Source organism: Brevundimonas phoenicis, from assembly GCF_047237745.1.
GTDB lineage: Bacteria > Pseudomonadota > Alphaproteobacteria > Caulobacterales > Caulobacteraceae > Brevundimonas.
In genome coordinates, this window is sequence record NZ_JBDFLN010000001.1 from 918207 (window position 1) to 939979 (window position 21773).

20 protein-coding genes are annotated in these 21773 nt (G+C 66.6%); 9 read left to right on the forward strand and 11 right to left on the reverse strand.

Annotated elements, in window-relative coordinates; all coding sequences use genetic code 11:
* Nucleotides 1–59: 59 nt before the first annotated feature.
* Together ABC419_RS04500 and ABC419_RS04505 are read right to left on the reverse strand one after the other, a co-directional pair.
* Nucleotides 60–3380: a TonB-dependent receptor domain-containing protein gene (locus ABC419_RS04500; protein ID WP_412876220.1), complete on the reverse strand. Its 3321-nt coding sequence runs from the start codon at nt 3378–3380 to the stop codon at nt 60–62.
* A gap of 223 nt (nt 3381–3603) precedes the next feature.
* Nucleotides 3604–4302: an HAD family hydrolase gene (locus ABC419_RS04505; RefSeq protein WP_412876219.1), complete on the reverse strand. Its 699-nt coding sequence runs from the start codon at nt 4300–4302 to the stop codon at nt 3604–3606.
* Between the two features lie 121 nt (nt 4303–4423).
* Here ABC419_RS04505 and ABC419_RS04510 point away from each other — a divergent pair, with 121 nt between their 5' ends.
* The 3 genes from ABC419_RS04510 to ABC419_RS04520 all read left to right on the forward strand — a co-directional run bounded on the left by ABC419_RS04510 (nt 4424) and on the right by ABC419_RS04520 (nt 7944).
* Nucleotides 4424–5731 carry an amino acid permease gene (locus tag ABC419_RS04510; protein ID WP_412876218.1) on the forward strand — a complete coding sequence of 436 codons (1308 nt, stop codon included), beginning with the start codon at nt 4424–4426 and terminating at the stop codon, nt 5729–5731.
* A gap of 86 nt (nt 5732–5817) precedes the next feature.
* Complete coding sequence (carA, locus tag ABC419_RS04515; RefSeq protein ID WP_412876217.1) at nt 5818–6978, forward strand: glutamine-hydrolyzing carbamoyl-phosphate synthase small subunit; 1161 nt, start codon at nt 5818–5820, stop codon at nt 6976–6978.
* The gene (locus ABC419_RS04520) at nt 6979–7944 is read left to right on the forward strand and encodes a hypothetical protein (RefSeq protein WP_412876216.1); all 966 of its coding nucleotides are present in this window, start codon (nt 6979–6981) and stop codon (nt 7942–7944) included.
* A gap of 4 nt (nt 7945–7948) precedes the next feature.
* Here the strand turns inward: ABC419_RS04520 and ABC419_RS04525 are convergent, their stop codons facing one another.
* Together ABC419_RS04525 and ABC419_RS04530 are read right to left on the reverse strand one after the other, a co-directional pair.
* Nucleotides 7949–8212 (reverse strand): hypothetical protein, encoded by a 264-nt coding sequence (locus ABC419_RS04525; RefSeq protein WP_412876215.1) that lies wholly within the window; start codon nt 8210–8212, stop codon nt 7949–7951.
* A 184-nt stretch (nt 8213–8396) separates the two neighbouring features.
* The gene (locus ABC419_RS04530; RefSeq protein ID WP_412876214.1) at nt 8397–9608 is read right to left on the reverse strand and encodes a patatin-like phospholipase family protein; all 1212 of its coding nucleotides are present in this window, start codon (nt 9606–9608) and stop codon (nt 8397–8399) included.
* Between the two features lie 173 nt (nt 9609–9781).
* On the opposite strand from ABC419_RS04530, the gene dnaG reads away from it, so the two are divergent.
* Nucleotides 9782–11662, forward strand: coding sequence for a DNA primase (gene dnaG / locus ABC419_RS04535; protein ID WP_412876213.1), 1881 nt, complete (start codon nt 9782–9784; stop codon nt 11660–11662).
* Between the two features lie 75 nt (nt 11663–11737).
* A complete protein-coding gene (gene rpoD, locus ABC419_RS04540; RefSeq protein ID WP_315026731.1) occupies nt 11738–13660 on the forward strand; it encodes an RNA polymerase sigma factor RpoD in 1923 nt (640 codons plus the stop codon).
* Nucleotides 13661–13713: 53 nt separating this feature from the next.
* Here the strand turns inward: rpoD and ABC419_RS04545 are convergent, their stop codons facing one another.
* Genes ABC419_RS04545 through ABC419_RS04565 form a run of 5 tightly spaced genes read right to left on the reverse strand, consistent with a single transcriptional unit; the run spans nt 13714 to nt 16079 of the window.
* Complete coding sequence (locus tag ABC419_RS04545; RefSeq protein WP_412876212.1) at nt 13714–14061, reverse strand: DUF1428 domain-containing protein; 348 nt, start codon at nt 14059–14061, stop codon at nt 13714–13716.
* A 22-nt stretch (nt 14062–14083) separates the two neighbouring features.
* Nucleotides 14084–14650, reverse strand: coding sequence for a dihydrofolate reductase family protein (locus ABC419_RS04550; protein ID WP_412876211.1), 567 nt, complete (start codon nt 14648–14650; stop codon nt 14084–14086).
* A gap of 20 nt (nt 14651–14670) precedes the next feature.
* The gene (locus ABC419_RS04555; protein ID WP_412876210.1) at nt 14671–15159 is read right to left on the reverse strand and encodes a VOC family protein; all 489 of its coding nucleotides are present in this window, start codon (nt 15157–15159) and stop codon (nt 14671–14673) included.
* Nucleotides 15156–15632, reverse strand: a complete 477-nt coding sequence (locus tag ABC419_RS04560) for an SRPBCC family protein (RefSeq protein WP_412876209.1) — start codon at nt 15630–15632, stop codon at nt 15156–15158. Before ABC419_RS04560 ends, ABC419_RS04555 begins: the two co-directional genes overlap by 4 nt.
* A gap of 3 nt (nt 15633–15635) precedes the next feature.
* Nucleotides 15636–16079 (reverse strand): VOC family protein, encoded by a 444-nt coding sequence (locus ABC419_RS04565; protein WP_412876208.1) that lies wholly within the window; start codon nt 16077–16079, stop codon nt 15636–15638.
* 93 nt (nt 16080–16172) lie between these two features.
* On the opposite strand from ABC419_RS04565, the gene ABC419_RS04570 reads away from it, so the two are divergent.
* The gene (locus ABC419_RS04570) at nt 16173–16862 is read left to right on the forward strand and encodes a winged helix-turn-helix transcriptional regulator (RefSeq protein ID WP_368923670.1); all 690 of its coding nucleotides are present in this window, start codon (nt 16173–16175) and stop codon (nt 16860–16862) included.
* A 10-nt stretch (nt 16863–16872) separates the two neighbouring features.
* Here the strand turns inward: ABC419_RS04570 and ABC419_RS04575 are convergent, their stop codons facing one another.
* Nucleotides 16873–17085 (reverse strand): flagellar hook protein FlgE, encoded by a 213-nt coding sequence (locus tag ABC419_RS04575; protein WP_200167059.1) that lies wholly within the window; start codon nt 17083–17085, stop codon nt 16873–16875.
* 240 nt (nt 17086–17325) lie between these two features.
* Between ABC419_RS04575 and ABC419_RS04580 the strand changes: the two genes are divergently transcribed.
* On the forward strand, nt 17326–19332 hold the full coding sequence (locus tag ABC419_RS04580; protein ID WP_412876207.1) for a DEAD/DEAH box helicase: 2007 nt from the start codon (nt 17326–17328) through the stop codon (nt 19330–19332).
* Nucleotides 19333–19382: 50 nt separating this feature from the next.
* Nucleotides 19383–19703 carry an Mpo1-like protein gene (locus ABC419_RS04585; RefSeq protein WP_024353661.1) on the forward strand — a complete coding sequence of 107 codons (321 nt, stop codon included), beginning with the start codon at nt 19383–19385 and terminating at the stop codon, nt 19701–19703.
* Between the two features lie 75 nt (nt 19704–19778).
* On the opposite strand, the gene ABC419_RS04590 is transcribed toward ABC419_RS04585, so the two are convergent.
* Nucleotides 19779–20342, reverse strand: a complete 564-nt coding sequence (locus tag ABC419_RS04590; RefSeq protein ID WP_269298861.1) for a 3D domain-containing protein — start codon at nt 20340–20342, stop codon at nt 19779–19781.
* A 394-nt stretch (nt 20343–20736) separates the two neighbouring features.
* Here ABC419_RS04590 and ABC419_RS04595 point away from each other — a divergent pair, with 394 nt between their 5' ends.
* Nucleotides 20737–21768, forward strand: a complete 1032-nt coding sequence (locus ABC419_RS04595) for a phospholipase C/P1 nuclease family protein (protein ID WP_412876206.1) — start codon at nt 20737–20739, stop codon at nt 21766–21768.
* Nucleotides 21769–21773 lie beyond the last annotated feature (5 nt).

Here is a 21773-nt window from a genome sequence, read left to right on the forward strand (position 1 = left end):
CAAGAAAAACGGGGCGGCCCGTAAGGACCGCCCCGCAGATTTTCGAACCTTGTCCGTTCTTAGAAGGGACGGAAGTTCAGGCCGACGAAGAAGCGACGGCCGTAGGGGTCGTAGTTCGAGTAGATGGTGGTGCCCAGGATGTCGCGCTGTTCCGCGTCAAACAGGTTCACCACGCCGGCGCGCAACGTCAGGTCGTCACGGACATTGTAGCGAACCGTGATGTCGTGGCGCGTGAAGGCGCCGGTTTCCATCTGGTCACCCAGACGAGAGTCGGCGTTGTTGATGAAGTTGCGGGCGCGAACGATGTTCGCGCTCGACTGCCAGTCGGCCGTCCAGTTGACATTCCAGATGTCGTTCGGACGCCAGGACAGCGACGATGCCAGGCGGACACGCGGATAGGCATTGGTGCCGCTCAGGGTGATGCTGCCGGCCAGTTCATCATAATCCGACGGATCGGACTCGTTCAGGAACTGCTTCTGCTCGATCAGCCACGAACCGTTCAGACGCCAGTCGAAGGCGCCCCAGTTCTTGCCCCAATCCGCGGTGTCCCACGAATAGTTGGCGCCGAAGTCGAGACCACGGGTTTCCAGAGCGGCGTAGTTGAACGAACGCTCGATGAAGCCGCCGATCGGATCGCCGTTCGGCGCGCCGACGCCGAACGGAATGTTCGGGTTGTTGCGGAAGACCGAGTTACAGGCGTCCATGTTGAGTTCGGCGCCGCTGACGCAGTTGGCGGCGATGCCGGCGGCCGACACCGAGGCGATGACCTTGTCGATGCTGATCTCATAGTAGTCCAGCGACACGGTCAGGCCCGGCGCGAAGCGGGGCTGGAAGACGGTCGAGAAGGTGAACGATTCCGACTCTTCCGGTTGCAGGTCCGGGTTGCCGCCCGAGACGCCCGTCAGGCCCGAAGTGTAGTTCGGACGGAAGTCGTCGGTGTTGGTGGCCGTGGCGCCGGCGAAGTCGAACGACAGGCCTTGTTGAGCGGCCAGGGTCGTGCAGTTCTTCACGCGGTTGGCCTTGGTCTCCTGGTCGTCAAGACCAGCGATCGCGGCGGTGGAGCAGGGGTCGACAAAGTTGTTGGCGAACGTTTCGCCGTACGGCGAGAAGTTCTCACCCAGGTTCGGCACGCGAACCGAGGAGTTGAAGCTGGTCTTGAAGGTGATGTCGCGGATCGGACGGTAGACCAGGTTCACGCCATAGACATCGACGTTGCCGACGGTCGAATAGTCGGCCCAGCGGTACGAGCCGCTGAGTTCGGCGTACTCGCCCAGCTTGGAGTCGCGGAACAGCGGCACCGAGACTTCGGTGAACAGTTCCTTGGACTCGTAGCTGACTTCCGGGAAGTCCGCGCCGCCGTTCAGGAACAGCAGACGGTCGCCGGCGGTGGTGCTGCGGCCAACGGCCGAAGTGCTTTCCTTGCGCCATTCGCCGCCGAAGGCGAAGCCGAGGTTGCCCGCGCCCCAGAAGTCCCACAGCTCGGTCGAGATCGAGCCGATGGCCTGGTGCTGTTCGTTCATCTCCTCGACGCGAACGAAGGCGTCGACGTATTCCAGAGCTTCAGCCGACTGGTTGCCCGCGCCGAAGATGTTCAGCGGGGTGCACTGAGCGATGGCGTTGCGGCCGTACTCGGTGTCGCGCAGGTCGCCGCCACGGTGACGGTCGGCGATGACGGCGTCGCCGCGAGCGTTCATCAACGACGAACGGCAGACGATGGCGCCCGGGGTGCCCATGATGCCGGCCGTATCGACAACGGCGTCAGCGGCCAGGGCCATGCGCTGGCTGTCGACGGCGCGTTCGATGTTCTCGATCTCGGCCTTGCCGTAGGTGTAGCCCAGATCCCAGGACAGCGACTTGGCGAAGCCCACGGGGCCGTGGTTGCCGTCGAAGCCGACGACATAGCGTTGGATGTCGCGGGTGTTGGCTTGCGTGCGTTGCGGACCGAAGAAGGTGTGACGCGCGATCGGCAGGCTTTCGGTGCCGATCAGTTCGCCGGCGTTCGCGGCGGTCGGCGGCGCATAGATGTCGATGCGGTTGTTGGCGATGGCGTCCTTCACCGTCTGCGGCAGGAAGGCGTTGTCATCCCAGCGCAGGTCGAAAGCGGACGAACCCCAGATGGAGTTGGTTTGACCAGCGTCGTAGGAGTCGTTGTCCAGATCGACGTCGAAGAACGTCCGCTGGCCGCGCATGAAGGTTTCTTCGGTGACGTACTTGGCCGACGCGTGGAAGTTGATCGAGTCGGTGATCTTGAAGTTGGTCCCGACCTGATAACGCTGCGACTCCGAAGCCGGAACGCGGCTGAAGCCGGCGACTTCGCCCAGCGGCATGCCGTCGCCGCCGATGTTGTACGGGCGGTTGATGCCGACGTTGCCGACGCGTTGGCCGAAGTTGGCCGGGCGGGCGCCGCCGTTTTCATACCAGAAGGTCTTGCCCGGCATGATGCCGAAGCAGTTGGCGGCGTAGGAGAAGTTGCCGCCGGGGAGGCAGTTCTCGTAAGGCACGTTCGGGTTGGTCAGGTCGCTGGGACGCTGCAGGTTGGCCAGGGTGGTCTGGCCCCACGGCACGATGTCCAGGCGGTTCACGCCGTAGAAGACGCCGGCGTCCAGCAGGCCGTCGTACGGACGGTTGGTCGGGTCGGCGTCGATGGCCAGACGGATCGGGCCGCGACGGATCCAGTCGATGTCCATCGAATCGACGTTGTCGATCTTCTCGTACTCGGCGTGAGCATAGACGTTCAGGCGATCGTCCATGAAGTTCTTGCCGATCAGACCCGAGATGCGGCGGGTGGCTTCGCCGTTGTCGTTGATCTGACCGTAGTTGGCGTCGATCTCCAGGCCTTCGAAATCCTTCTTGAGGATGAAGTTCAGCACGCCCGAGACGGCGTCTGCGCCGTAAACCGACGAGGCGCCGCCGGTGATGATTTCGACGTTCTGGATCAGCAGGCGCGGGATGGTGTCGACGTCAACCGACAGGTCGCCGCCCGATGAGCCGACGTGACGGCGTCCATCGACCAGGGTCAGGGTGCGGTTGGAGCCGAGCGAACGCAGGTTGGCCAGCGACAGGCCGCCGGCGTTCAGGCTGGAGCCCGTGGTGTCGGACGGCACCGTCGAGTTCTGCAGGGCCGGGATGGTGGACAGGTAATCGATCAGGCTGGTCTGGCCCGTCGACAGGATTTCCTCCTGCGTGACCTGGATCAGCGGCGTCGGCGCATTGGCGGCGCTACGACGGATACGCGAACCAGTGACGACAATTTCACCGACTTCGGTGGCTTGGGCGTCTGAGGTGGGTTGTTCGACGACCTGGGCGGAAACGGCGCCGGCGGCGACGAGGGCGCCGATCAGGACAGTGCTGCCCAGAAGGCGGGAGCGGGTGAATCGCATACAGTTAAGCCTCACATAACGACACGGTATGAACCATGATCCGCCACAGGATTGCCTCATCCGTGTCGGGTCAAGTTGGATCATGCGCGATGTGGAGCAAGTGCGACGGTAATGTTGCCGTGTTGCAAATTTGGGACGAATTTTGTCCAATAAAGACGGAATTGTGTCTCGTTATTGCGTCAATTGAGGCAATTTGCGTTCGAAATTGGGCAAAGAAATCGTGTTACGGGTTGAGCGTGCGCAGCCGGTCCGGAACCTCGTCGAAACGGCTCAGGCTGACGTAGCGAGGGTGGCTTTCGGGCGCGTCGGCGAGCTCATGGGCCCAGGTAATATGGTACGGAATATGGATTCCCCAGGCGCCCGCAGCGATTGCCGGGAGAACATCCGACTTCATGGAATTTCCCACCATAGCTGCGTCGTCTGGTGCAACGCCATGGCGCGAAAAGATCGTTTCATAGGTCAAACGATCCTTTTCGGACACAATCTCGACGCCAGAGAAGTAGTCGCCGAGTCTGGAGGCGGCGAGCTTGCGTTCCTGATCCATCAGATCGCCCTTCGTGATCAGAATGAGGCGGTATCGCGTCGATAGATCGGCGACGGCTTCCGCGACGCCGGGCAGGGTCTCGACCGGGTGGACCAGCATCTCGCGACCGGCGGCCAGGATCTCGCGCACGATGTGGGGCGGGGCGGAGCCGTCGCACAGCTCCATCGCCGTCTCCAGCATCGACAGGGTGAAGCCCTTCACGCCGTAGCCATAGAGCCGCAGGTTGCGGCGCTCGACCTGGGCCAGGCGGTCCATCATCACCGGCTCTTCGGCGTGGTCGGCCAGAAGTTCGGCGAACCGCTTCTGGCTCAGGCGGAAGATGGTCTCATTGTGCCAGAGGGTGTCGTCGGCATCGAGGCCGACCGTGGTGACGGGCATGGGGGAGGCTCCAGAACTTCTGGCCGGGGCATTAGCATGGTTCCCTGTCCCGCTCATCCTGAAGGGAAGGCGGGAAAATCTTCATGGCGACGGCTGCGACATTTCGGTCTATGCGGCGAGCATGAGCCAAGTCGACATCCTGCCTGAACCCTCGCACCGCATCGGCTGGGGCCTGGCCGCCCTGGTGGTGGCGGGGAACATGATCGGATCGGGCGTTTACCTGCTGCCCGCCACCCTGGCGCCGACCGGCAGCAGCAGCGTCATCGGCTGGCTGGTCTGCGGGATCGGTGCGGTGACGCTGGCGCTGGTGTTCGGCGGTCTGGGGCGGATGCAGCCGGAGGCCGACGGCCTGTCGGACTTCGCCCGGCGCGGTCTGGGGCGGTTCCTGGGCTATCAGACGGGGCTGGCCTATTGGGCCGCCTGCCTGACCGGCAACGTCGCCGTGGCGGTGGCGGGGACCGGCTATCTGGCCTTCTTCTTTCCGGCGCTGAAGGAGCCGATGTGGGGCGCGGTCAGCAATCTGGCGCTGATCTGGCTGACCACGGCGGCCTATGCGGCCGGGTCGAAGACGGCGGCGCGGTTCGGGGCGATCACCCTGGTGCTGGGGCTGATCCCGATCGGTCTGGCCATCATCGCCGGCGTCATCGCCTTCAGCGGCGACACCTTCGCCGCCTCGTGGAGCCCGGCGGGCGAGCCGCTGATGAAGACGGTTCCGGCGTCGCTGGCCGTGATCTTCTGGGCCTTCCTGGGCGTCGAGAGCGCGGCGGCCCTGTCCAGCCAGGTGAAGAATCCGGCGACCGACGTGGGCCGCGCCTCGCTGGGCGGGGTTCTGCTGGCCTTCGTCGTCTATGTGGCGGCCAGCGTGGCGGTGTTCGGCGTCATTCCGGCCGATGTCCTGGCCCATTCGACCAGCCCCTACGCCGATCTGGTGGCGCGGGTCATGGGGGCCTCGGTGGCCGGGCTGGTGGCGGCCTGCGCCGTTATCAAGGCGACCGGCACCATCGCGGGCTGGACCATGATGGGCGGCGAGACGGCGCGCGCCTCGGCCGAGGCCGGGTGGCTGCCGCGCTGGTTCGGCGGGGCGCAGAAGGGCAAGACGCCCCTGTCCAATCCCCTGATCAACGGCGTCATCATGAGCGCCATGGTGATCGCCAGCGCCCAGCCGACCCTGGGCCAGCAGTTCGGCGTGCTGATCGGCGTGACTTCGGTGCTGACGCTGTGCCTCTACGCCCTGTGCTCGGTGACGCTGTGGAAGCTGACGACCAAGCCGGGCTGGCGTCTGCTGGCCGTCGGCGGGGCGGTGTTCTCGGCCTTTGCGGTCGCGGCGGCGGCGGGCGGCTACATCTGGCCCAGCGTCGGCTTCTTCGCCGTGACCAGCCTGGCCTGGCTGTGGGTTCGCAAGCGACAGGGACGCTTCCAGGCGGCATAATCAGAGGCCGTGTTGACACGGCCTCTTCATCTCTTTAGCGACGCCGCCGTTTGTCCGCCCGTATTCACTGCTAGGAGCCCTGCGCCATGACGACTCAAATCCTGTCCGGCGCCACCGGCGTCCTCGTGCTCGCAGATGGAACGGTCCTGTCGGGGATCGGCGTCGGGGCGACCGGCTCGGCCCTCGGCGAGGTGGTCTTCAACACCTCGATGACGGGCTATCAGGAAATCCTGACCGACCCTTCGTACATGAGCCAGATCCTGGCCTTCACCTTCCCGCACATCGGCAATGTCGGCGTGAACCTGGAAGACGTCGAGCAGATCGGCGAGGCGCCCGAGCGCGCGGCGCGCGGCGTCATCCTGCGCGACGTGCCGACTGATCCGGCCAACTGGCGCGCCTCGGGCGGGCTGGACGCCTGGATGAAGTCGCGCGGCGTCATCGGCCTGGCGGGCGTCGACACCCGCGCCCTGACCCAGCTGATCCGCGAGAAGGGCGCTCCGCACGCCGTCATCGCCCATGACCCCGAAGGCCGGTTCGACCTGGAGGCCCTGACGGCCCAGGCGCGCGACTGGAAGGGCCTGGTCGGCCTGGACCTGGCCAAGGACGCTTCGACCACTCAGGCCTTCGAATGGACCGAGGGCGCCTGGGAATGGCCGACCGGTTACGCCCAGCCCGAGGCCGGCGACAAGTCGGTGGTGGTCGTCGACTACGGCGTGAAGCGCAACATCCTGCGCGCCCTGGCCTCGACCGGGGTGAAGATCACCGTGGTCCCCGCCTCGACCACGGCGGAAGAGATTCTGGCCCGCAACCCCGACGGCGTGGTTCTGTCGAACGGTCCGGGCGATCCGGCCGCGACCGGCGAGTACGCCGTGCCCGAGATCAGGAAGCTGCTGGACAGCGGCAAGCCGCTGATGGGCATCTGCCTGGGCCACCAGATGCTGGCCATCGCCCTGGGCGCCAAGACGCTGAAGATGGAGCAGGGCCACCACGGCGCCAACCACCCGGTCAAGGATCTGACCACGGGCAAGGTCGAGATCGTGTCGATGAACCACGAGTTCTCGGTCGACCGCGACAGCCTGCCCGAGGCCGTGGTTGAAACCCATGTGTCGCTTTTCGATGATACGAATTGCGGGATTGCGCTGAAGGATAAACCCGTGTTCAGCGTACAGCATCACCCGGAGGCCTCGTCGGGTCCGACCGACAGCCTCTATCTGTTCAAGCGTTTCGTGGATTCCATGAGGGCGTAAATGGGGGCTCCCGCAGCGAAGTCCGCTTATCTCGGTTGGGTTTCTGCTGCGATCGCAGGGGAGAGGGGGGCCTCTCTCGCTGCTGCGGCGGCCGAGCATGATCTGATCCTGGGCTACGCCACAGGGTATGAGGCCGCCGACGTGGCGGTCTTCGTGCGCTCATTGCGCGCGGTCTACGCCGGCCCGGTGGTGCTGGTGACGGATCAGGAGCCTGAGCTGCTGGCCTTCCTGGCCGAGCATGACGTGGAGTCCGTACCGCCCGCGTGCCTGTGCAACAGCGCCTGGCGCCCGCATCCGGTGATGCAGCGGTTCGCCGCCTTCGACATGCTGATGAGCGAACGGCCCTGGGCGCGCAGCGTCCTGCTGACCGATGTGCGAGACGTGGTCTTCCAGGCGCCGCCGTTTGATCCGCCGCCCGCCAGGCCGGAATTCTTCGTCGAGTACGACGGGGGCCTGAAGGGGCATGCCTTCAACATGAAATACCTGCGTGGCGTCGGCGGCGAGGACGTGGCGCGCGCCCTGGCGGACAAGCCGTGCGTCTGCGTCGGCACCGTCATGGGGCCGCGCGAGTGCATGATCCGCTTCTGCCGCACCCTGTTGATGCTGGCGGCCATTCCCCGATCCGAGATCGGCGGCGCCTTCGGGGCCGATCAGGCGGCCTGCAACATCGCCCTGCATCTGGGACTGGTCGAGGGGGAGGCGGCGGCCAACTACGGCCGGATCTCCACGATCGGCCTGACGTCGAGCGAGACCCTGTCGCTGGCGGACGGCCGGATCGTGAACCCGGACGGCGGGACCAGCGCGATCGTGCACCAGTACGACCGTCACCCGGCCCTGATGGCCGCCATGCACGAACGCTGGGGCCAGGGCTTTGAGGTGCGCGAACGGCGCCGTGGCAAGAGCCTGTCCGAGCGCGGCCGCAAGCTGAAGGAATCCCTGGCGCGGCGCCTGCCCGAACTGCGTTGAGCCTCTAGGGCAGGGACGCAGGTTCGGCGCGACGCAAGGCGGCCGCCTTGCCGATGGCGATGACGGCGGCGTGCAGCCAGTAGTCGGCGTCCTCGCGGCGATCCTCCTGCCGCCGCAGCCAGCCGCGTTGACGCCGCAGGGCGGCGTTGGCCAGCAGGCGGGCGTGCAGGGCGCGAGGCTTGAGCAGGGGAACAGCGGGAGAGCCGGGGACGGCGACGGCGTCGGGGCCTTGGGGCTCCACCGCCGGGCGGGCGATGGCGATGAACATGAGAAAACCCATCTGACAACGGCGTCGTTCGCGGTCTGCGGCGGCTCCGTCTGGAACAGTCCCTGCTTCTCAGGGGTGCAGGAAGAATCCACAGGCTCTGTGGACAGTTCCGCCGTTATACGAAAAATATTGTTCGTAATCAGGTGGTTGTGGCCGCATTGCGGACAATATGGTTAACCGATTCCTAACCGACAGGCGGGGTGATGACGACCGCCGGCGGCGTTTGTTCCCTGTGGCGGCGGCGGGATTGACGTGGTTCCGACGGATCAACGCGCCGCTCGAAAGCGCGACCGGCCTGGGCCTCGTTCTCGCCCGCCTGGAACAGGGCGGTCATGTGGGCCTGGGTGAAGTCCAGGGTGTTGGCCTCGACGTGGTCGGGGATGGCCGCCACCGACAGGGTCAGGTCATAGCGGCGGGCGAACTGGGTGATGGCGGTCAGGTCGGAGCGCTGCAGGGCCTTCATCATGGTGTCGAAGCTGCGGGCGGCGATGCTGATCGCCGAGATGCGCGAGACCTCGAAACGCGGATCCCACTTGCCGTTGACCACGACCCAGATGCGGGCGTCGCCCAGGGGGCGGGCGTCGGGCGTCTCCAGCAGCAGGGCCTGGGGCACGACCAGGAAGCTGGAGACCGTGCCGCCGTCGACGTGCAGTTCCTGAATGCGGCGGCCCTGATGCTCGACGTCCAGCAGGACGGGCGGGAAGGCGCCGGGGATGCTGGCCGAGGCGATCAGCACATTGACGAACAGCAGGCGCGAGGCCGGGTCGGTGCGCTGGGCGATGGCGCCCATGTCCCAGACGACCTGGGTCTGGGTGTCCAGGCTGGTGGTCGAGACATAGAGGCGGCGGCCCTTGCGGTGCTCCTCGGCGATGGCCGCCAGCAGCTCGGGCGAGATGTTGTTCAGCACCAGATTGGTCAGGGGCTCGGGCTTGAAGACGCCGGGCAGCATCAGGGCCAGCACGCCGCGCGACTTCAGCAGGTCATCGGTCTGGCCGCTGGTGTAGGCGTGCTCCAGCGCCGGATCGAAGCGCGGGCCTGCGAAGACGAAGGGGGCGATCAGGGCGCCGGTCGAAACGCCCGTCACCACCTCGAACTGGGGCCGGTTTCCGGCCTGGCTCCAGCCGACCATGACGCCCGCGCCATAGGCGCCGTTGGCCCCGCCGCCGGACAGGGCCAGGATGTCGAAGGTTCCATCGCGGGTGGCGTTCTGGGTGTTGACCGTCTCGCGCACGAAGCGGTCGCGGGCCTCGGGGGTCAGGAAGTCGTAGCGCCAGGGCGGGCTGGCGGCGGCCAGATCGGCGGCGTCGAAGGCCGGGCGCGGAATGGTCTGGCAGGCGCCGAGGGTCAGGAAGACGGCGGGCAGCAGCAACAGAACAAGCAGACGAAATCGGTGCATGATCGCAAGGGCTCCGGCAGGGCTGGAACGACTTAAAGCCCAGTCGTGCGACAGAAGGAAGTCAGGCGGTTGTCCACGGACTTATCCCCAGGCGGTGTTTTGGTCGGGGGCCGTCGTCGCGGCGAGCGGGCGAGGGCTGGCCTTTGCCCGCCATCGGACGGCATAGGTCAGGCGTGCGATTTGACGAACGGTTCATCGAGGAGCTGAAGGCCCGCCTTCGGCCGTCCGACATCATCGGGCGGACGGTGAAGCTCAAGCGTCAGGGACGCGAGTTCGTCGGCCTGAGCCCCTTCTCGAAGGAGAAGTCGCCCAGCTTCTTCGTCAATGACGACAAGGGCTTCTTCCACGACTTCAGCTCGGGCAAGCACGGCGACGTCATCAGCTTCCTGCAGGAGACGGAGCGGCTCAGCTTCGTCGAGGCGGTCAGCCGCCTGGCGGGCGAGGCGGGCATGCAGTTGCCCGCCGAAGACCCTCAGGCCGCCGAGCGCGAGCAGAAGCGCCAGGGCCTGGCCGACTGGATGGATCTGTCCCAGAAGTGGTTCGCCGCCAATCTGCGCCGCAGCGTCGGCAAGGCGGCGCGCGAATATCTGGAAAAGCGCGGCCTGCCGGAAGACCAGTGGGAGCGTTTCGGCCTGGGTTATGCGCCCAACGACCGCGAGGGGCTGAAGCAGGCGCTGGTCCAGCGCGGGGCGCGGCCGGGCGATCTGGTCGAGGCGGGGATGCTGATCGCGCCGGAAGGCGGGGGTCAGCCCTATGACCGCTTCCGTGACCGGCTGATGTTCCCGATCCTGGACGCGCGCGGGCGCATCGTCAGCTTCGGCGGCCGGGCGATGAACCCGGACGACCGGGCGAAGTATCTGAACGGGCCGGAGACCTCGCTGTTTCACAAGGGGGCGACCCTGTACGGCCTGCCGGAAGCGCGGCGGATCATGGGCGCCGAGAGCCGGGGCGAGCAGGGCATCATCGTCGTCGAAGGCTATATGGATGTCATCGCCTGCCACCGGGCGGGCCTGCCTGCGGTCGCGCCGATGGGCACGGCCCTGACCGAGGAGCAGATGGAGCGTCTGTGGCGCGTGTCAGCCGAGCCGGTGCTGAGTTTCGACGGCGACGCGGCGGGCCTGCGGGCCGCCTATCGATCGATCGAGCGGGCGCTGCCGCTGCTGAAGCCGGGCAAGTCGTTCCGCTTCGCCCTGCTGGAGGGCGGGCAGGATCCGGACGACATTCTGCGCGATCGCGGGGCACCCGCCCTGCGTCAGGCGATGGCGACGACCCGGCCCTTCGCCGAGGTGCTGTTCCGCCGCGAGGTCGAGGCCGAACCGCTCGACACGCCCGAGCGCAAGGCGGGGCTGAAGGGGCGTCTGCGTCAGGCGGCCAACGCCGTGCAGGACAAGGATCTGGCCGAGCAATACAGGCGCGACCTGTTCGACCGCTTCGACGCCCTGTTCCCGCGTCAGCAACAGCAGCGGCCGCCGCAGTCGGGCGGACGGCCGGGGCCGGGCGGGCGCTGGCACGGTCCGCCGCCCTTGCAGGGGCAGACGGTGGAGGGGGCGCAGGCCATGCAGGCGCTGTTCCGCTCGGTCGAGCCGATCGCCGCCGCCCTGGCCCACGGCGCCATCGACGACCCGGAGCGGCTGGACGATCACATGGAGGCGGTGGCGCGCTACGGCTTCGGCGATCCGGCCCTGGACGGGCTGGCCCAGGAACTGGTTCGATTGCGTTTCTCGGGTCGGACCCTTGACTCCGCCGCCCTGCGCCGCCATCTGGCCCAATCGGGTCATGATGCCTTGATGCACGAGGTCGAGAAGGCGGCGGCGAAGTCCGGCGCGCCATTCCTGGCTGCAGACAAGCCCCTCGGCGAGGCGAGGATCCGGTGGTCGCAAGCGTTCGACGCTCTGACCCGCGCAGCGGCGTTGGACGAGGCGCTGGCTTCAGCGAAGTCGGAGGCTCATCGGGCCTTCGATAACTCGGCTTTCGCTCTGGTGAAGGCTGAGCGCGATGCCCTGCGGCGAGCCATCAAGACCGGAACGATTTGGGAAGACTCGGCTTCTTCGTAACCAACGAAGTCGTCGGGCGTTGTATTTTCGCCGCAGGGGACTGATCACCCCCGGCCGGCCGTGGAGACAGACTGAATGAGCGCGCAGACCGAGACGCAGGACGCCGAAACCAACGCCGACGGGCCCCTGCTCGATCTCACCGACGCCGGGGTGAAGAAATTCATCCGCCAGGCGAAGACGCGCGGCTACGTGACGATGGAGGAGCTGAACAAGGTTCTGCCGTCCGAAGAAGTCACGCCGGACCAGATCGAAGACATCCTGGCCATGCTGTCGGAGATGGGCGTCAACGTCGTCGAAGCCGAAGAGGACGCCGCCGAGGCGACCGGCACCGACGTGGCCGCCGCCGCCGAGACCTCGGTCGCCGAAGCCCCGGCCAAGGCGGCCTATGACCGCACGGACGATCCGGTGCGGATGTATCTGCGCGAGATGGGCTCGGTCGAGCTGCTGAGCCGCGAGGGCGAGATCGCCATCGCCAAGCGCATCGAGGCCGGCCGCGACGCCATGATCTCGGGGCTCTGCGAAAGCGCCCTGACCTTTGAGGCCATTATGGTCTGGCGCGAGGAACTGGCCAACAACCGCATCCTGCTGCGTGAAGTGATCGACCTGGACGCCACCTACGGCATCCTGAATCCCTCGTCCCTGCCGCACAACCAGCCCGCCCCGGCCCAGCCGACCGGCGAGCCGGACGGCGACGGCGAAGAGGATGACGACGAGGACTTCGACGACGGCGGCGCCATGTCGATCTCGGCCCTGGAGGCCGAGCTGCGCGACGGCGTCATGGAGGTGCTGGACGCCATCGCCGTCGATTTCGGCGAGTTCCGCAAGCTGCAGGACAAGCTGGTCGAGGCGCGCCTGAAGGGCGAAGTCCTGACCGCCAAGGACCAGAAGATCTATGAATCCCTGACGGCGTCCATCTCGGACCGCCTGAAGACGATGAAGCTGAACAACGCCCGCATCGAGGCGCTGGTCGAGCAGCTGTACGCCATCAACAAGCGCCTGATCGGCCAGGAAGGCCGCCTGCTGCGTCTGGCCGACGGCTACGGCATCTCGCGGCCCGAGTTCCTCAAGGCCTATTTCGGTTCGGAAATGGATCCGAACTGGGCTGAGCGCATCAAGGAGATGGGCGTCCGCTGGACCAAGTTCAGCGAGAACGAAGCCGCTCAGATCGACGCCATCCGCACCCATATCGCCAGCGTCGCCACCGAGGCGGGCGTGCCGATCGACGACTATCGCCGCATCGTGCAGATGGTCCAGAAGGGCGAGCGCGAGGCCCGCCAGGCCAAGAAGGAGATGGTCGAGGCCAACCTGCGCCTGGTCATCTCCATCGCCAAGAAATACACCAACCGCGGCCTGCAGTTCCTGGACCTGATCCAGGAAGGCAACATCGGCCTGATGAAGGCGGTCGACAAGTTCGAGTACCGCCGCGGCTACAAGTTCTCGACCTACGCCACCTGGTGGATTCGTCAGGCGATCACCCGCTCGATCGCCGACCAGGCGCGCACCATCCGTATTCCGGTGCACATGATCGAGACGATCAACAAGATCGTCCGCACCCAGCGCCAGATGCTGCACGAGATCGGCCGCGAGGCGACCCCGGAAGAGCTGGCCGAGCGCCTGGCCATGCCGCTGGAGAAGGTCCGCAAGGTGCTGAAGATCGCCAAGGAGCCGATCTCGCTGGAAACTCCGATCGGCGACGAGGAAGACAGCCACCTGGGCGACTTCATCGAGGACAAGAACGCCGTCCTGCCCATCGACGCCGCCATCCAGTCGAACCTGCGCGAGACGACGACCCGCGTTCTGGCCTCGCTGACCCCGCGCGAGGAGCGCGTTCTGCGGATGCGCTTCGGCATCGGCATGAACACCGACCACACCCTGGAAGAGGTCGGCCAGCAGTTCTCGGTCACCCGCGAGCGCATCCGTCAGATCGAGGCCAAGGCCCTGCGCAAGCTCAAGCATCCCTCGCGGTCGCGGAAGCTGCGGAGCTTCCTGGACAGCTGACAAAAAAAGGGCGGCTCGCGATGGAGCCGCCCTTTCTCATTCACGCGGGCGCCTCAGATATCCAGGATGGGCGTGAAGCCGCCGTAGATCATGCGCTTGCCGTCGAACGGCATCTCCATATTCGCCATGCGAGGGTCTTCCATCATTTTGGCCCAGCCCGCGTCCCGCGTCGCCTTGTCGGGCCAGGCGATCCACGAGAACACCACGCTCTCACCATCCTTGCGCTGAACTGACCGGCGGAAGTCGGTGACCTTGCCATCGGGGACGTCGTCCTCCCAGCATTCGACCACGCGCTCGGCGCCGAACTCTTTGAAGATGTCTGCGGCGGTGCGGGCGTGCTCCAGATAGGCGTCCTTCTTGTCATCCGGCACGGCGGCGATGAAACCGTCGACATAGGGCATGGGTCGTCTCCTTGGGTTGGGCTCAGGAAGGGGTGTGGACGTCGTATCGGACGAAAGTCATGCCGTTCTGAAACCTGCGCTCGTCTGTCAGGGTCAGGGACAGACGCAGGTCCGGAGGGAACATCGCGAGCCCGCCGCCCACGATGATTGGTGCGATGAACGCATGAATTTCGTCCACCAGGCCCGCCTTGAGGGCATGAGCCGCCAGTGTCGCGCCGCCGATGGCGATGTCGGTGGGCGCGTCCATTTTCAAGCGTCGAATTTCGTCGGCATCGAAGCTGGATTTCAGCCGGGTCTTTGTGGTGGCGATGTCATGAAGCGAGGTCGAATAGACAATCTTCTCGGCGGCGGACCAGATTTTGGCAAAATCGGCGCTTCCGTCTGACATTGCGGCGTACTGGGAATCCAGTTCCCAACCCTTCATCATCTCGTACATGCGCCGGCCGTAAAGGTAGCTGCGGATGGGCGCTTCCAGGGCATTGATGAAGGCTAGAACCTCCTCGTCCGGCCTGGCCCAGCCGAACCCCCCATCCTTGTCAGCGACGTAGCCGTCCAGAGAGACGAGATAGGAATAGATCAGGCGGCTCATGGGCCTTCTCCTCGCAAAGATCAGGCCTCGGCGGCGGCGCGCTCGATGGCGGCGATGTCGATCTTGTGCATCGTCATCATCGCCTCGAAGGCGGCCTTGGCGCGGGCCGGGTTGGGATCTTCGTAGAAGGCCATCAGGCGGCGCGGCGTGATCTGCCAGTTCACGCCCCAGCGGTCCTTGCACCAGCCGCAGGCGCTCTCGGCCCCGCCGTTTCCGACGATGGCGTCCCACAGGCGATCGGTCTCGACCTGGTCGTCGGTCATGATCATGAAGGACACGGCCTCGGTCTGGGGGAAATTCGGACCGCCGTTCAGCCCGACGTAGCGTCGCCCCGCCAGGGTGAACTCGACCACCAGTTCGGCGCCTTCGGGATTGGACGGATTGTCGGCGGGGCTGGCGACGACGCGGTCGATGCGGCTGTCGGGCAGACCCAGCGAGACGTAGAACTCGGCCGCCTTCTTCGCCTGGCCGAGGTCGTACCAGATACAGGGAATGATCTTGTCGTTCATGACGCGCTCTCCTGCGGGGTGAGGTTTTCGGCGACCTGGGCAAGTTGGTCGGCGGCGGCGCCCCAGCCGGTCTCGAAGCCCATGTCGCGGTGGGTCAGCATGGCCTGCTCGGTCCAATGGCGGGCGCGGGCGGTGTAGCGCGTGCCGTCGCCCTCTAGCTCGAACGTGTCGATGCGGACGAAGTTCATGTCGCCCGGCTGCGGAATCCAGCCCTCGGTGAAGGCGCCGGTCGTCACCAGGCGGCGGCCCGGCTCCACCTCCAGCACCACGCCGCGATACTCATGCCGCTCGCCCTCGGGCGACTGCATGACGACGTCGGCGCGGCCGCCGGGACGCAGGTCGTGGTCGACCGACACCGTGCTCCACGGGCGCGGGGTGAACCATTCGGTCCCGTGTCGGGTCCAGGCTCGCCACACCGTCTCGGGCGGGGCCTTGATGAAGCGGCTGACGCTGAGTTCGTAGAGGTCGCTCATGACTCAGCCCCCGCCGACCTGAGAGGCGAAGGCTTCCGGCCCCTGGGCGGCGGCTTCCGGGTCCATCCACATGACCTCCCAGATGTGGCCGTCGGGATCGGCGTAGCTGCGGCCGTACATGAAGCCGTAGTCCTGTCTGGCGTTGGGATCGGCCTGGCCGCCGGCGGCGGCGGCGCGATCGACCACGGCGTCGACGCCGTCGCGGCTGTCCTCCGACACGCAGATCAGCACCTGGGCCGTCTTGTGCGCGTCCGGAATGGCGCGGTCGGTGAAGGTCGCCCACTTCTCATGCGTCAGCAGCATGGCGTGGATGGTGTCGGAAAAGACCATGCAGGCCGCCGTCTCGTCCGAGAACAGCGGGTTCATGGTCGCGCCGACCGCCTCATAGAAGGCGACGGAGCGCGGAAGGTCGGCGACCGGCAGGTTGATGAAGATCAGCTTGGGCATCGGCGGTGGTTCTCCCTTGCGCGGCCCTCCCTCCCCGGACGGCCTGCCCTATGATGTTGGTCGTTCTGCGCCTTGATGTTATGTTAGTCAACCATGAAGTTAGAAAAAGTAACTACTAAGTCCGAATCCCGATCCCGGCGCTATCACGACGCCTGCGGGGCGGCGCATGGGCTGGACCTGGTGGGCGAGCGGTGGGCCTTGCTGGTCATCAGAGAACTCATGATGGGGCCGCGGCGTTTCAGCGACCTGCGAAAAGACCTGTGCGGCCTGTCCGCCAATGTGCTGACCCAGCGGCTGGAGGGGCTGGAGGCCTCGGGCGTGGTCCGGCGCCGCAAGCTGCCGCCGCCCGCCTCGGTCCAGGTCTATGAGCTGACCGACTGGGGCTATGAGATCGAGCCGGTCTTCATGGTGCTGGGCCGCTGGGCCGCACGCTCGCCCCAGCACGACCCGACCCTGCCGATCAGCGCCGTCTCCATCATGCAGTCGTTCAAGACCATGTTCGATCCCGCCCGCGCGCAGGGCGCCGAGATGCGGCTGGGCTTTGTTCTGGGCGAGGACCGGATGGTCGTAAGCGTGGCGAGCGGCGCCATCGACGCCGTGCGCGGTGAGGTCGAGGGCTGCGACGTCGTGGTGCGCGCCTCGGCCCAGGTCGTGGCCGCCGCCGTCTACGGCAAGGTTCCGCTGGAGGCGCTGGAAGGCGAGGGGGCGATGACGATCGAGGGCGATCGGGCGACGTTCGCGCGGTTCGTCGACTTCTTCCACCTGCCGGAAAAGGCGGGGTAACGGCTAGAGCCTAGACCAGAATATCCAGCAGGGTTCCCGTCATCTCATCCGCTGTTCGGGCGACGGCGGCGTTGGCCGAGAACTCGCTCTTGGCGCGGATCTGCTCGACCGCCTCGACGGCGTAGTCGTCCATGCGGCCCGAGGCGACGCGGCGGGCGCTGTCCTCCAGCCGGGCCGAGGCGGCCTGCATCCCGGCGGCGGCGGTGCTGAGCGGCGAGATCATGGATGATCCTTCGGCGGACGGATGTCTGAACCCAGCCAGCATCGCGCCTGCGTGGTCAACGCCCGGTCAATGGACGTGGTGAACGGCGGTCGATTTTGTACGATTCGGCCCCACCTCGGCCCTTATTCGTGTATAGGGAGCGCCTTCCCCGACGCCCGGCAGGCTGCGACGCCTCGCCGGGCGCGGCCGTTTGACGGTCGCCCTACATCTGCTTACCAGCATCTGAACTCCAGGCCTTTCATGCCCTTTCCCGCGATCCATCCCGCGCTTGACCGCGCCCTGCTGAACAAGGGCTACCTTGAACCGACGCCGGTTCAGGCCGCTGTCCTGGAAGGCCATGGCGAGGCGGACCTGCTGGTCTCCGCCCAGACCGGATCGGGCAAGACGGTGGCCTTCGGTCTGGCGGCGGCGCCGACCCTGCTGGGCGAAGACGAACGGTTCGGCCAGCCGGATACGCCGCTGATGCTGGCCATCGCCCCGACGCGCGAACTGGCGCTGCAGGTCGCGGCTGAGCTGGAATGGCTGTACGCCGAGGCGGGCGCCAAGATCGTCACCTGCGTCGGCGGCATGGACGCCCGCAAGGAAGCCCGCGCCCTGAACTACGGCGCCCACGTCGTCGTCGGCACGCCGGGCCGTCTGAAGGACCATATCGATCGCGGGGCGCTGGACCTGTCGGCCGCTCGCGTCGTCGTGCTGGATGAAGCCGACGAAATGCTGGACATGGGCTTCCGCGAGGATCTGGAATACATCCTCGATCAGGCGCCCGAAGAGCGCCGCACCCTGCTGTTCTCGGCCACCATCGCCCGCGACATCGCGATCATGGCCAAGCGCTATCAGAAGGACGCGGTGCGCATCGACACTGTCGACCGCAGCCAGCCGCACAACGACATCGAATACCGCGCCATGCGGATCGCGCCGAACGAGATCGAGCGCGCCGTGGTCAACGTGCTGCGCTATTTCGAGGCGCCGGGGGTGCTGGTCTTCTGCTCGACGCGGGATTCGGTGCGTCACCTGCAGGCCTCGCTGGTCGAGCGCGGTTTCGCCTCGGTCGCCCTGTCCGGCGAGATGGGCCAGCGCGAGCGTAATGAGGCGCTGCAGGCGCTGCGCGATCGCCGCGCCCGCGTCTGCGTCGCCACCGACGTGGCCGCGCGCGGTCTGGACCTGCCCGACCTGGGCTTGGTGATCCACGCCGAACTGCCGATCAACAAGGCGACCATGCTGCACCGTTCGGGCCGCACTGGCCGCGCGGGCAAGAAGGGGATCTCGGTCCTGCTGGTCCCGCACAGCCGTCGCCGCAAGGCCGAGATGCTGCTGGGCTCGGCCGGGGTCGAGGCCGTCTGGTCCGGCGCCCCGACCGCCGATGAAATCCGCGCCCAGGACGAGCAGCGCCTGCTGGCCGCCCCCGTCTTCGCCGAGGAAGGCGCGGACGAGGACGCGGGTCTGGTCGAAAAGCTGGTCAAGGAGCGCACGCCGGACGATCTGGCCCGCGCCCTGCTGGTGCTGCTGCGCAAGAACCTGCCGGCGCCGGAAGACCTGACGGATCCGGGCGAGGGCCCGCAGCGCAAGCCGCGCAAGGATCGCGATGCGGCGGGCGACGACGCCTACGCCCCCGCGCCGTGGCCGGGCGACCGGCTGCAGCCGGACGAAGTCACCTGGTTCCGTCTGGACATCGGCCGCAACCGCAACGCCGATCCCAAATGGCTGATCCCGCTGATCTGCCGCATCGGCGGCGTGACCAAGCAGCAGATCGGCTCGATCCGCACCTTCCCCGAAGAGACGCGCTTCGAGATCGCCCTGAGCCACGCCGATGCCTTCCGCGCGGCGGCGGCCCAGAGCAAGGAAGAGGCCCGCATCACCCCGTCCGAGGCGCCGACGCCCGGTTCGATGAAGGGCGCGCGCAACCGTAACTTCGAGCGCGACGGCGAGGCCCGCCCCTACGCCAAGAAGCCCTTCCGCCGCGACGAGGACGGTCAGGGCCGCCCGCCGTTCAAGAAGAAGCCGTGGAGCCCGGACGGCGACGCGAGCCGCAGCGCGGACGGTGAACGTCCCTTCAAGAAGAAGCCCTATGCCCCCCGTACGGATGCGGCGCCGGGCGAGGGCGGTTTCAACAAGAAGCCCGGCTTCAAGGACAAGGGCGACAAGAAGCCCTTCACGCCCAAGGCGGGCTTCAAGGGCAAGCCGGACTTCAAGGGCGGCGCCAAGCCCTTCGCCAAGGGGCCGAAGAAGGCCGGCAAGCGTTTCGATTGACCTCTGATCCCTGACTTGCCCCCGGCGCGATCCGGGGGCAGGCTGGGGTCATGAGCATCGAGCAACCCCAAGGGCGGTACGCCTCGTTCGAGGCCTTCTATCCCTATTACATCCATGAGCACTCCAACCGGACGTGCCGCCGCATCCATGTGGTCGGGACCGGGCTGGTGATCGCGGCCTTTCTGGCCTTCTGCTTCACCCTGAACCCCTGGTGGCTGCTGGCCATGCCGCTGGTCGGCTACGGCTTCGCCTGGGTGGGGCATTTCTTCTTCGAGAAGAACCGGCCCGCGACGTTTAAATATCCGCTGTGGAGCCTGATGGGCGACTTCCGCCTGTTCTTCGAGACGGTCAGCGGCAAGCGGAAGTTCTGAAGACGGGCCGAGGCCTAACGAAAAAGGGCGGCCGGTTCGATCCGGCCGCCCTTTTTGTCGTCAGGCTGAAAAGCCTCAGTTCGAGGCCGTTTCCCACGCCGGGGGGCAGCCGTCGAAATCGCCCGCGTCGGCGATGGTCAGGGTCTTCATGTTCAGGCTCATGGCCGGGCGCATCGAGGCGCGGCCGTGGCCGGTGTAGAGGTCGATCTTGGCGCCCTTGATCGCGCCGCCGGTGTCGGAGGCGTACCAGTAGCCGTCGTGCACCGTGCCGTCGTTCATGCGCAGGCCGACCGTCTCGCGGATGAACAGCTTGGTGCGGCGCGGGATGACGCGCGGGTCGACCGCGACCGTGCGCATCGGAATCGGGCGGCAGCCCAGGGAATCGTTGCCGGTCGCTCCGCCGCCGCCGGCGTGATAGAGGCGGGCCGAGGCGCGCCAGTCGGGATCGCCGGCCATCAGCTCGAGCTGTTCAGCCGACAGGTCCGCCGTTTCGGCGGAATCGATGGAACCGGGGGCCGTCGCGGCGGCTTCTACGATTGCGGCGTCGCGGGCGACGGCCGTTTCGTAAGGGACAGGCTCTCCGGACCCGGAGAAGGCCATGGTCCACAACATGGCAAGCGCGGCGGCCGTGCTCAACATCGATCAAACTTCATGCAGCACCGGTCCCGACACGCTCCGGCAGGGCGGTTTCTGACGACGAATTACGGCGCAATTGCGGCGAATAAGATCAGTCGCTGTATCGGTAGTGGATAAGGCGCAAATGGGGCCAGTCTATCGCGCATCTGTCTCAGACTATCGCGACTATATGATATCAGTATTGGTCGAATTTAAGTTCTATACTGGTGCGCGTCTCTTCGCCGTTAACATCTTGATCGTGCGCGCTAACACTTTATTGGCAAGAAAAGCTGGCCGCGGCGCCAAGATAACGACGGCGTGATCGGTGTTGCAGCTGGCGTGATCGGCGGGTGGAGGCCGGCGCGGGAATGGGATAAGCCGTCGTTTCCCCTTCTGAAATTTCCCACGGCGCCGTCTCATGAACCGACAAGTCAAACGCCTGATGATTTCCGCCGCCGCCTTGATGCTGGTCGCGGCGCCCGCCGTTCAGGTCGAGGCCTGGGGCAGTTCGGGCCACCGGGTGATCGGCGTGGCGGCCATGCGGGCCCTGCCGGGCGATCTGCCCGCCTTCCTGCGCACGGCCGGGGCCGCGTCTGACGTCGGCGAATATTCGCGCGAGCCGGATCGCTGGAAGGGCGCGGGCCAGCCGCACGACCGTGAACGCGACACCGCCCACTTCGTCGACATGGACGATCAGGGCCGGGTGATGGACGGGCGCGGCATGACGATGGCCGACCTGCCGCGCCTGAAGTCGGAATATGACGCCGCCCTGATCCGCGCCGGTCTGGACGTGGATAAGGCGGGCTACCTGCCCTACGCCATCATGGACGCCTGGCAGAATCTGGAGCGCGACTTCGCCTATTGGCGCGTGCTGACCGCCGCCGAAGCGCGCGAGCCGGACCTGGCCAAGCAGGCCTGGTATCGCGCCGACCGCGAACGCCGCGAGCAGTTGATCCTGCGCGACATCGGGGTGCTGAGCCACTTCGTCGGCGATGCGTCCCAGCCGCACCACACGACCATCCACTTCAACGGCTGGGCGGGCGAGACCAATCCCGAGGGCTTCACCAAGTCGCGCCGCACTCACGGGGATTTCGAGGGCGCCTTCACCAGCCGGACCCTGCGTCTGGATGCGGTCGAGGCGGCCATGGCGCCCATGAACGTCGAAGGCTTCGACCTGCGCGCCCGCACGGCCTCGCATCTGAACGCCACCCTGACGACCGTCATCCCCTTTTATCGGATGGAGAAGGCGGGCGCGTTCAAGGACACGGATCCGCGCGGCGCCGTCTTCGTCAATGAGCGTCTGGCGGCCGGGGCTTCGGAACTGCGCGACTTCGTGTCGGCTGCCTGGCGGACCTCGGCAAACAGCAATATCGGCTGGCCCGCGGTCAAGGTCGCCGAGGTCGAGGCGGGCCGCGTCGATCCCTGGACCTCGATGGTCGGCGAGGATTGAGTCGT